The organism is bacterium, from assembly GCA_027622355.1.
Taxonomy (GTDB): domain Bacteria; phylum UBA8248; class UBA8248; order UBA8248; family UBA8248; genus JAQBZT01.
In genome coordinates this window covers 1-9248 of record JAQBZT010000099.1, presented here as the reverse complement: position 1 = coordinate 9248, position 9248 = coordinate 1, and the positions used below count along the sequence as shown (strand labels likewise).

At 63.2% G+C, this 9248-nt stretch carries 10 protein-coding genes; 3 read left to right on the top strand and 7 right to left on the bottom strand.

Annotation, left to right across the window (positions count from 1 at the left end; all coding sequences use genetic code 11):
• The 3 genes from O2807_07450 to O2807_07440 all read left to right on the top strand — a co-directional run.
• Positions 1-1176 (top strand): ABC transporter substrate-binding protein (locus O2807_07450; GenBank protein MDA1000336.1); only part of this gene is annotated, 1176 nt, incomplete at its 5' end.
• 1 nt (position 1177) lies between these two features.
• Complete coding sequence (locus tag O2807_07445) at positions 1178-2098, top strand: ABC transporter permease (protein ID MDA1000335.1); 921 nt, start codon at positions 1178-1180, stop codon at positions 2096-2098.
• Position 2099: 1 nt separating this feature from the next.
• Positions 2100-2909, top strand: coding sequence for an ABC transporter permease (locus tag O2807_07440; protein MDA1000334.1), 810 nt, complete (start codon positions 2100-2102; stop codon positions 2907-2909).
• Here the strand turns inward: O2807_07440 and O2807_07435 are convergent.
• From O2807_07435 to O2807_07405, 7 genes are all read right to left on the bottom strand, one after another.
• Complete coding sequence (locus O2807_07435) at positions 2897-3337, bottom strand: hypothetical protein (protein ID MDA1000333.1); 441 nt, start codon at positions 3335-3337, stop codon at positions 2897-2899. The two genes, O2807_07440 and O2807_07435, sit on opposite strands and share 13 nt — an antisense overlap.
• Before the next feature lie 72 nt (positions 3338-3409).
• On the bottom strand, positions 3410-4255 hold the full coding sequence (locus tag O2807_07430; GenBank protein ID MDA1000332.1) for a tetratricopeptide repeat protein: 846 nt from the start codon (positions 4253-4255) through the stop codon (positions 3410-3412).
• Positions 4252-4671 carry a cobalamin B12-binding domain-containing protein gene (locus tag O2807_07425; protein MDA1000331.1) on the bottom strand — a complete coding sequence of 140 codons (420 nt, stop codon included), beginning with the start codon at positions 4669-4671 and terminating at the stop codon, positions 4252-4254. Before O2807_07425 ends, O2807_07430 begins: the two co-directional genes overlap by 4 nt.
• 33 nt (positions 4672-4704) lie before the next feature.
• Positions 4705-6132, bottom strand: coding sequence for a diguanylate cyclase (locus O2807_07420; protein ID MDA1000330.1), 1428 nt, complete (start codon positions 6130-6132; stop codon positions 4705-4707).
• A 140-nt stretch (positions 6133-6272) separates the two neighbouring features.
• Positions 6273-7484 carry a multiheme c-type cytochrome gene (locus O2807_07415; GenBank protein MDA1000329.1) on the bottom strand — a complete coding sequence of 404 codons (1212 nt, stop codon included), beginning with the start codon at positions 7482-7484 and terminating at the stop codon, positions 6273-6275.
• Between the two features lie 16 nt (positions 7485-7500).
• Complete coding sequence (locus O2807_07410; GenBank protein ID MDA1000328.1) at positions 7501-8643, bottom strand: cytochrome bc complex cytochrome b subunit; 1143 nt, start codon at positions 8641-8643, stop codon at positions 7501-7503.
• A 3-nt stretch (positions 8644-8646) separates the two neighbouring features.
• A complete protein-coding gene (locus O2807_07405) occupies positions 8647-9114 on the bottom strand; it encodes a Rieske (2Fe-2S) protein (GenBank protein MDA1000327.1) in 468 nt (155 codons plus the stop codon).
• Positions 9115-9248 lie beyond the last annotated feature (134 nt).

The window sequence follows — 9248 nt, the reverse complement described above, 5'->3', positions numbered from 1 at the left end:
GCCGGCCTCAAGGAACTGGATCGCATCGAGACGCCCGCCCCCGATGAGGTCATCTTCCATCTCAAGGAACCCGCCGCCGCCTTCATGGAATCCCTCCTCATCGGCATCATCCCGCAGAGCGCGCGCGGGGCAGGCCGCCGGTTCGGAAAGGCGCCCATCGGCTCGGGCCCCTTCCGTTTCGTCCGCTTCCTCGCCGATGAGCGCATCGAACTCGCGGCCAACCCCGCCCACTACAATGGGCCCCCGGCCTACGATCACCTGATCTTCCGGGTCCTCCCCGAGGAAACCATCCGCATCCTCGAGCTCGAGCGCGGCGGGATCGACTTTATCCAAAATGCCTTCACGCCCGACATCCTCCCCCGCCTCGAGGGAAACCCGCGCATCCGCATCCAGCGCCGCCCCGGCACCAACTTCACCTACATCGGCTTCAACATGGAGGACCCGATCCTCCGCCGGCCGGATGTGCGGCGCGCCATCGCCCATGCCATCGACCGGGGGCCCATCATCCGCTACATCCTCAAGGGGCTGGCCACCGAGGCCGACAGCCTGCTTCCCCGGGCACACTGGGCCCATGCGGCGGGGCTCCCGCAGCTCGCCCACGACCCGGCAAAGGCGATGCGCCTGCTCGATGCGGCGGGACTGCCCGACCCTGACGGCGCGGGACCGCGCCCACGCTTCTCGCTCGTCTTCAAAACATCGCAAAACGAGCTTCGCCGCCGCGTCGCCACCGTCCTGGCAGATCAACTCCGGCGGGTGGGAATCGAAGTGCGCGTCCGTGCGTATGAGTGGGGAACGTTCTTCGGCGACATCCGCTCCGGAAATTTCCAGATGTACAGCCTCACCTGGGTGGGCATCTCGGACCCGGACATCTACCGCTTCATCTTTCACGGCGACTACACACCCCCAAAGGGCCTCAACCGGGGGCGCTACCGGAGCACGCGGGTGGACGACCTCCTCGATCGCGCTCGCAAGCTTCCCGACCCCGAAGATCGCGCCCCGCTCTACCATGAGGTGCAGCGCATTCTCGCCGCCGAGCTTCCCTACATCCACCTCTGGCACACCGTGAACGTGGCCGCCTATCGCCGCCGCATCCGCGGCTACCGCGTCTACCCCGACGAGGACCTGATCTCCCTCGCGGGCGCCCGCATCGAAAATGCCGGAAAGGGAGGGCGCTAAAATGCGGCGCTACATCCTCCGGCGCATCGCGCTTCTCATCCCCGTCCTGTGGGGGGTCTCGACCCTTGTCTTCGCCGTCACCCACATCATTCCCGGGGACCCGGTGGACCTGATGCTCGGTGAGACCGCGCGCCCCGTCGAGCGCGAGGCACTCCGCCGCTCGCTCGGTCTCGACCGCCCGCTCATTGTCCAGTACGGCGAGTTTCTGGGCGGAATCCTCCGCGGGGACCTGGGCAACTCGCTCCACCAGAAAAGACCGGTCCTCTCGGTCATAGCCGAGCGGGTTCCGGCCACGCTCGAGCTGGCGGGGGCGGCCATCGCCGTGGCGCTGGCCCTGGCCCTTCCGCTGGGAATCCTCGCCGCCCGGCGCGCGGGCTCGCTCGCGGACCTCGCCGCGGGGGGGCTCGCCATCCTCGGCGCGAGCCTGCCGGTCTTCTGGATCGGTCCGCTCCTCATCATTTTCTTCTCGATCCATCTCGGATGGTTCCCTGTCTCGGGGCGCTCGGGCTTCCTGAGCCTCGTGCTGCCCGCCGTGACGCTGGGGGCGGCGCTCTCCGCCATCTTGATGCGCATGACCCGGGCGAGCCTGCTCGAAGTGCTTCCGCAGGACTATCTCTCCACCGCCCGGGCAAAAGGGCTCTCCGAGCGCAAAGTCATCTGGGTGCACGCCCTTCGGAACGCCTGCCTCCCCCTCATCACCATCTTGAGCCTGCAACTGGGCGCGCTCCTCTCGGGCGCCATCATCACCGAGACCGTCTTCGCCTGGCCCGGCATCGGCCGCCTCACCATCCAGGCCATTGCGGCGCGGGACTATCCCCTCGTGCAGGGCTGCGTCCTCCTGATCGCCGGCGCCTATGTCGCCGCCAACTTCCTGGCCGATCTGGCCTACGCCTGGCTCGACCCCCGCGTGAGGCTCGGCTGAGATGCGCCGGGGCGCCGCCATCTACCTGGGAGCGGGCATTTTGTGCGCCCTCATCCTCACAGCCGCCCTCGCACCGCTTCTCTCCGCGTTCGACCCCGGCCTCCAGTATCTCCCAGGGGGGCTTTCCGCGCCGAGCTGGCTCCATCCGATGGGACAGGACAAACTCGGCCGCGACATCGCGAGCCGCATTTTTTACGGCGCACGCGTCTCACTTCTCGTCGGCGTCTCGGCCGTTTCGTTTTCCGTTCTGATCGGCCTGATCGCCGGGGCCATCGCCGGCTGGGCCGGCGGGCTCTGGGATGAGCTGATCATGCGGATATCCGACATCTTTCTCGCCTTTCCCGGCATTCTCCTCGCCATCGCCATCATGTCGGTCCTCGAGCCCCGCCTGATGAATGTCGCCTTGTCGCTGGTCGCTTTCGGATCGGTCGGTTACGCGCGCCTGGTGCGCGCGCAGGTTCTCTCTCTGCGCGAGCAGGAATACGTCACGGCGGCGCGGGCGGCGGGCGGGAGCGCCCTCCGCATCTTCTACCGGCACATGCTGGTGAACCTGCTCTCCCCCCTCATCGTCGAAGCGAGCTTCGGGATGGCGGGCGCCATCATCGCCGAGGCGGGGCTTTCGTTTCTCGGATTGGGTGTGCAGCCCCCCACGCCGAGCTGGGGGGCGATGTTGGCCGAGGGCAGAGACTTCCTGCTCATCGCGCCGCATCTCACTCTCTTCCCCGGCATTGCGATCGCGCTGACGGTGATGGGGCTCAATCTACTGGGAGACGGACTGCGGGATTGGCTGGACCCGACTCAGAAAAGATAGAAGAAATACCACTTCCTGTTTTTTTTCTTCGGATTCTCCGCTTCTGGCGCGGCGGCCTTCGGTCTGGGAGCGGGCTGATCGGAGGGACGGGGCACCTCGGCCAGGTCAATCACCTTTCCGTGCGGCCGGGTGGTGGAGCGATCTTCTTTCCGGAAAATATTGGCCAGGCGGATGCTGTGACACTGGAGGCAGTTCGTCGCGGAGCGCAACTCGTGATTTTTCGGAAACTTCGGCTGGACTTGTTCCACATGTTTTTTCGGATCAAGCGACGCATGCACGTGGCAGCTCTTGCAGTAATCGTTCACCGCGATGTTTGCCTCGCTCGGAAGCAGCTTTCCCTTCACGGCGCGCTCGATGGGGGATTCTGTACAGCCGGCCAGGAGGGCTGCCAACAGGACGTACATAATGAGATGGCTTCGAGAGATCATTTCCGTTTTCAAACCCTCGGGATGAAAATCAACAAAAGGCAGCCGGACCCGCCAAGGGAAACTATCACCGCCTCATTTTCCGGTCAAATTTCCGGCCCTTTCGATTGCCCTTTTGTACCGGGCCATTTCATCCAGGACGATTTTCCAGCGCGGGTCGCGCCAGTTCGGATTCACGCCCACCGCCCGCTGGATCGTCTCTAGCGCGGCCTCATACCGCTTCGCACGATAGAGGGCGGCGGCCCGCCCCCGGTAATAGGTGACCGGGGTAGTGTCCCCCGAGACAACTATTTTCCGGCCCAGGGCGACCTCCCAGTCCGCCGCTTCGCCCCGTTCGGCCAAGCTCAGCCAAAGCCAGTAGCGCGCGCCGCTGTGCTCCGGGCGGAGCCGGGCCGCAACGCGCAGATTCGACACGGCAGCGGCGTATTGCTTCCGGTGAAACCGGAGAACGCCCAGGCGAAACCGCGCCAGGAAAAATTCGGGCCGGGCACGAACCGCTTTCTCATAGTGGTGGAGGGCGAGTTCCTGACTGCGGGCCGTCTCGGCCAGCTGTCCCAAGGCGACATGGCTTTCGGGATGATCGGGCTTGAGGGCGAGCACGCGGCGGTAGGCCAGGCGTGCCTCTTTTCGCTTCCCCTGCTTCCGGTAGATGTCCCCGAGGGCCAAGTGCGCGAGATAAAGATCAGGCTGCGCCCGCAGGGTGCCTTGCAAAAGGGGGACGGCCGCGCCGAGGCGGCCGGCGCGCACCTCCTCAATCGCCCGGTTGTAGAGCGAAAGGGCCTGGGATGGGGACTCGGGCGCCGGCTTTGAAGGCGCTTCAGGAGAGGCCGGTTTCTCCGCCTTTTCTGAAACCGAACACCCGGCGGCGAGCAGCACAAAGAGGAGAAGGGCGCCTCCTCTTCCGGCCTTGTCACATATCATGCGTTTTCACTTGCCCATTTTTTACCGACAGCTTCCCGTACATAGGCGACGATCGTTTCCAGCGAGGTGCCGGGCGTGAAAATGGCGTCCACCCCTTCTTTTTTCAGATCGCCGATATCCTCATTGGGGATGATTCCGCCGCCGAAAAGGATGACATCATCCATCCCCTCCTTGCGGAGAAGTTCGCGGACCTGGACAAACAAATGGCGGTGCGCCCCGGAGAGGACCGATAGGCCGATCGCGTCCACGTCTTCCTGCAGGGCGGCCGAGACAATCTGCGCCGGCGTCTGGCGAAGGCCGGTGTAGATCACCTCCATGCCCCCATCCCGCAGGGCGCGGGCCACCACCTTGGCGCCGCGATCATGACCGTCGAGCCCCGGCTTGGCCACCAGAATCCGTATCTTGCGCTCCTGCATCATCCCTTCCCCGCAAAAACGCCGAAGGGCCGCTCAGGCGGAGACCACCTTGTTTCCACCCTCGGCCTTAGCCCGATAGAGCGCCCGGTCCGCCTGATGAATCACATTCTCCTGCGTGCCCCCGTGCACGGGATATGCCGAAATCCCGAAGCTGCAGGTGATCTGAAGCAGATCCTCGTCGGGGTCCGGGCTGACCTCGAACACCATATCTGTGATGGCTTTGCGGATTTTCTCCGCCGCCAGGGCGCCGCCCTCAAGGGAGGTTTCCGCAAGGATGAGCACGAATTCCTCTCCCCCATAGCGTGCAGCAAAGTCCGATGTCCGCAACTGCACCTTGAAGCAGCGCGCCACCTCGTGCAGCACGCGATCGCCCACGAGATGCCCGTAGGTATCGTTGATGGCCTTGAAATTGTCCAGGTCCGCCAGACACAGCGTCACCTCGTGCCCATGTCTTTGGGCGCGGCTCAACTCTTCCGCAAACCGCTCGTCGAAATATCCGCGGTTGTAGAGGGTGGTCAGCCCGTCAATCATCGCCCGTTCGTTCAAAAATGAGTTTTCCATCGAGATGCTGAAAAGACGGCCCAGCGAACCGTAGAGGGCGAGTTCCTCCTCGAGAAAAGTGCCCTCATCCCGGAACAGCATCAGCAGAACACCCAGAATCCGGTTCCGCAGCCCTACCGGATAAATAACCGCCTTCTTGAAGGAAGCGGGTGCGACGGGTTCATCCGAGTGGGGACGCAACCCAAGGGGGAGGCCGCCGAAATCCTCGGCGGCCACCATCTTCCGGCTGCTGCCTGCTTTTCCGACCAGGCCGCCGTCGAAATCGAGCGCGGACAAAGCCTCTTCTTCCTCGGCCGAGATTCCGCAACACTGGGAAAGTACCAGGCTGTTTTCCGAGCGAAACGCCGCGTGGAAGGTCAGCGCCGCCCCCTCGCCGACGGCGCCCTGCAGAATGGCCAGGGCTTCGGGTACGTGCAATCGGAAATCTTCTGTGTCGCTGGTGAGCGCGGCGATTTGCTTGACGGCATCGAGTTCGCGCCGACCGAAATCCAGTTCGCGGTAGTACTGCTGGACATCGCCCTGAAGCGCCTTGTTCTCCTGCGAGAGATGCCCCAGGCTCAGCGCCCGCCGTGCATTCGACCACAAAATTTTCACATCAGCGGGCTTGGGGAGAAAGGCAAACACCTCGTTCCGAAGGCCGTCGAGTTCGAGTTTGTCCGAGCTGGTCGCCGTCACGAAGAGAATTTGGGCGTTCGGCTGCGCCTTTTTGATGTGCCGGACCAGATCCACGCCGTTCCCGTCGGGCAGCCAGTAATCGATGACCGCCAAATCCACCCTTTGGCTTCCCAGGAGTTCTTTGGCTTCATTGAAGTTTTTGGCCGGGAGCGGTCGGCAGGAGTGCCCCTCGAACACTTCGCAAAACATCTCGCGAAGCTGCGAATTGTCTTCGACGATCAGCACAGTATGGGAGAAATTTTCCATTTCCGGGAATGTCTCGACGTAGAAAAAAAGCAAAGGAATCCGCTAGGGTTCTTCCGGCGGCTATTCTCTCCCCAAAAAAATCATGTAGCAACACCCCGGATCGCTCGGCGGCGTTTCGCTTATGGCCCTTTCACGAAACGCCCCGCGATCCCCGGGGAAAGTCTCTCGGCCTCGGGGAGGAACTTGTATTTGAAAAGATGGGCGATCTTCCGTGCGCGGCGACCCTCGTGGTGCCAAAGCTCGAAGAAGACCCACTCGATCTTCTCGTCGAAGAGCACGGGCGTGAGCTTCCCCTCGCGCCTCAGCGCCTCCATGATTTTCTCTGCCGGGCCGGCGAATTTTTCGTTGTAGCGATCGAGGATCTTGTCGGACTGGGCGAAGTAGGCTTTCGTGTATTCGGGCCCGTGGCAAGCGTTGCACGCGCTCATCATGTTCTTGCGCTTTCTCTCTCCGTTCTCGCGCTTTTTGGAGACGATCGGCCCAAGGGCCCGGGCCACCCGCTCCCCTACGTCGTGGGTGACGGGCAGGCTCTTGGTCGCGCTCATATGGCAGGTCGCGCAGGTGGGCGCGGCACTGTAGTTCTTGCCGGCGATCCACTCAGTGCTGGCCAGGTTCATCTCGTCGATGCGCGAGCGGACCAGGAGCCCGTGTTTCGATTCGCCGTAGGACTCGATCTGGGGATGCTCCGGGCCGATGTGACACTTGGCGCAGGCCTCGGGCTGGCGGGCCTGGGCGGGAGCAAACTGATGGCGCGCGTGGCAGACGTTGCACGAGCCCTTGCTGCCGTCGGGATTGGTCCGGCCCACGCCGGCGTTGGGCCAGGTGGCGGGATCGAGCGTTCCGCCCTTGAGAACCTTCACCGTATTTCCGTGGCACTTCTGGCAGCCCCCGATCGCCTCGGAACCCTCCCCGGCGGCCGCGCCGCGAAAACTGCCGAGGGGGGCGACGTTCTCGGTGGCCTTGGCGTGGGCGCTTGCGGCGAATTCCTCGGCTTGCTGCTCATGGCAGCGGGCGCAGTCCTTCGGGGTGGGGATGATAGCCATGAGCGCCTCTTCGTGCTCCCAGGCGTCGGGATCACCCTTTTTGGCCTCGTGGCAGTCCATGCACCCGACGCCGAGGGCGGCGTGGCGGCTGTCCTTCCACTGGGCGACGACGGCCGGGGATTTTTCGGCGTGGCAATTCATGCAGCTCAGGTTCTTTTTCGTGACCGCCGGTTTCGCCTTTTTCTCGGGGAGAAGGCGCTCGCTCTCGATATATCCCACGGTGATTAGCGAACCCAGGAAAAAGAGGCTGATCACCGCCACCGCCACCTGCTTGGCCCGTAAATTCACAAGAAGATTCCTCCGTTCACTGTTTCAATAGGCCCTTCAATATAAACAATGCGATAACCACGGCAACGGCAATCGCGAAAAACAGAGTGAAGAAAGCCACCCGTCCCGAGAGTCCTTCCATCAGGATGAGCATGATCATCGTCACGGCGGCGGCGATTCCGAAGTAGAAGCTCACGTTCCGCCCCGGCAGGCGCCGCTCGATCGCGGCGTCAATCCAGGGCCAAGCGAACATGCCTGCCGCGAAAAATACGACGCTGACAATCCCGACCTTGAAGGAGAAGAACTTGAGATACCTGAAGACCGGGTAGAAATACCATTCGGGCTTGATGTGCGCAGGCGTAACAGCGGGGTTGGCCGGCTCGCCGAGACCGACCGGGAAAATGATGGCCAGCTGGCTGATGAGAAAGATCAGGAATAGACCGACGGTCAGCTCGGTCATGAGATGATCGGGGTAAAATGGGAAGAATCGCCCAGATTCTTCTCCGGCGCCTTCCTTCGCCCCCTCTTCCTGCTCGCTGACGCCGTGCAGGCGGAGCAGGAACAGGTGGAACGCGATCAGGGCGATGGTCGCCACCGGCAACACCACGATATGGAGGATATACATGCGCGTGAGGGTGTTGGCGGTGATCTCGGGCCCGCCGCGGAGAAAGCCCCCCGCAAATTCTCCGACCAGCGGCACGGCCGAGGTGATGTTGGCACCCACCACGGTGGCCCAGTAGGAGAGCTGGTTGTAGACGAGCGAGTAACCCGAAAATCCGAACGTAAGAACAGCGACGAGGAGCCCCATGCCGATGAACCAGTTCAGCTCGCGGGGCCGGCGGTAGGCGCCGGTGAAGAACACCCGGATCATGTGGAGAATCACCGACACAACCATCAACTCGGCCGACCAGCGGTGAACCCCCCGCACCCACCAGCCGAAGGGGGCTTCTCGGGTGATGTAGCGAACCGACTCGAAGGCCGCTCCGGGCTCGGGGACATAGTAGATGGCAAGGGCGATTCCGCTCAGGATCTGGATGACGAAAAGGTAGAGCGGGGTCCCCCCCAGGCAGAACCACCATTTGTGCATGTGGCGCGGGATGGGCTCGTCGAGGGATTTCCGGAGAATCCCCCACTCGAAGGGAATGCGCTCATTGATCCAGCCAGCGAGTTTCTCGGACACGGCTCAGGCCTCGGGCATGGAGACGAAGATGCTGGAGCCGCGGATTTCCACGGGGCTCTGGGCCAGCGGAGAGGGCGGCGGTCCCGAAACGGGGTTGCCGTCCGCGTCGAACACGCCGTCGTGGCAGGGGCAGAAGAAAATCTTCTTCTCCGGCTTCCAGTGGACCTGGCAGCCGAGATGGGTGCAGGTGGTGGAAAACGCACGGACGCTCGCCCCCCGGCGAACGAGAAGAAATTTCCGGCCCGCGAGGTCTTCCCGGAGGAGGCTGCCGCCCTCGGGCACATCGGTCAGCGCCGCGACCAGCACATTGATCTTCCGGGCGGGCGCCTGCCTGCCGAACAGGTAGCGGAGGCCGTAGAAGGCTGCGGTCCCGTAGCTGGCCACCAGCCCGGCCGCCATCGCCAGGGTGATCATCACCCCGCGGCGCTTCAGCTTTTCCTCCGGTACGGAAGGCGATTCGGACGCAGACACTGGGGGATTCCCTCAACCTGTCGATTCATGGAGGGCTGCGAATTCAATTACCGTTCAGCCAGAATAAGATCAATCCCATCTTCAAATCAACTATTCCGCTCATCCCGGACGACCCCGGAATTTCACGGAGGGCC

Bases quoted from the DNA above. Each gene is read 5' to 3' on its own strand.
- O2807_07445 (MDA1000335.1), top strand. From the start codon at position 1,178: ATGCGGCGCTACATCCTCCGGCGCATCGCGCTTCTCATCCCCGTCCTG.
- O2807_07440 (MDA1000334.1), top strand. From the start codon at position 2,100: ATGCGCCGGGGCGCCGCCATCTACCTGGGAGCGGGCATTTTGTGCGCC.
- O2807_07435 (MDA1000333.1), bottom strand. From the start codon at position 3,337: ATGATCTCTCGAAGCCATCTCATTATGTACGTCCTGTTGGCAGCCCTC.
- O2807_07430 (MDA1000332.1), bottom strand. From the start codon at position 4,255: ATGATATGTGACAAGGCCGGAAGAGGAGGCGCCCTTCTCCTCTTTGTG.
- O2807_07425 (MDA1000331.1), bottom strand. From the start codon at position 4,671: ATGCAGGAGCGCAAGATACGGATTCTGGTGGCCAAGCCGGGGCTCGAC.